Annotated in this window: 1 protein-coding gene and 1 pseudogene; both read left to right on the plus strand. The window is 73.1% G+C overall.

Translation table 11 applies throughout. The annotated features are described in order from the left end of the window. Positions 1 to 153 (plus strand): annotated as a pseudogene (locus tag FRW57_RS22040) (Holliday junction branch migration protein RuvA); the annotation flags it as partial. Positions 154 to 170: 17 nt separating this feature from the next. Further along, positions 171 to 991: Holliday junction branch migration DNA helicase RuvB (ruvB, locus tag FRW57_RS22045; protein WP_152187084.1), on the plus strand; the 821-nt coding region annotated here is incomplete at its 3' end.

Here is a 991-nt window from a genome sequence, read left to right on the forward strand (position 1 = left end):
CCCTGGCGCTCGCAGGTCGGCGAGGCGCTCGTCGGACTCGGTTGGTCGGCCAAGCAGGCCGACGACGCGGTGGAGGCGGTGGCCGGCCAGGCCGGAGACGGCGGCGACGTCTCGGGCCTGCTGCGTGCCGCCCTGCGTGAGCTGGGCCGTTGACAGGGCGGATGGGACGGATGGAGGACGGAGACGCACGGCGCGAGCAGACCGATCGCGACCGGTATGCGGACGGCTCGAGCGACGCGACCGCGCGCATCGTCGATGCCAGGCCGGAGCCGCTGGACGACGAGGAGCGCCGGATCGAGGCGGCCCTGCGGCCGCGCAAGCTCGCCGACTTCCCCGGACAGACGCGGGTGCGCGACCAGCTCGCCCTGGTCCTCGAGGCGGCTCGTCGGCGCGGCACCCCGCCCGACCACGTCCTGCTGTCCGGCCCACCCGGCCTCGGCAAGACGACGCTCGCCATGATCGTCGCGAGCGAGCTGGAGGCACCGATCCGGATCACGAGTGGCCCGGCGATCCAGCATGCCGGTGACCTGGCCGCCATACTCTCCTCCCTCACCGAGGGTGAGGTGCTCTTCCTGGACGAGATCCACCGGATGTCCCGCGCGGCCGAGGAGATGCTCTACCTCGCGATGGAGGACTTCCGGGTCGACGTGATCGTCGGCAAGGGTCCTGGGGCGACCGCCATACCGCTCGAGCTGCCCGTCTTCACCGTGGTCGGTGCCACGACCCGCGCGGGACTGTTGCCCGCTCCGCTGCGCGACCGCTTCGGCTTCACCGGTCACCTCGACTTCTACGCGACGCAGGACCTCGAGCGGATCCTCACCCGCAACGCGGTCCTGCTCGAGGTGGAGGCGGTGCCAGAGGGCATCGCGGAGATCGCGGGCCGGTCGCGGGGGACTCCGCGCATCGCCAACCGGCTGCTGCGGCGCGTGCGTGACTGGGCCCAGGTGCACGGCCGCAGCGTCGTCGACGGCGACGCCGCCCACGCCGCCCT

The organism is Segeticoccus rhizosphaerae, assembly GCF_009192725.1.
In the GTDB taxonomy this organism is placed as follows: domain Bacteria; phylum Actinomycetota; class Actinomycetes; order Actinomycetales; family Dermatophilaceae; genus Segeticoccus; species Segeticoccus rhizosphaerae.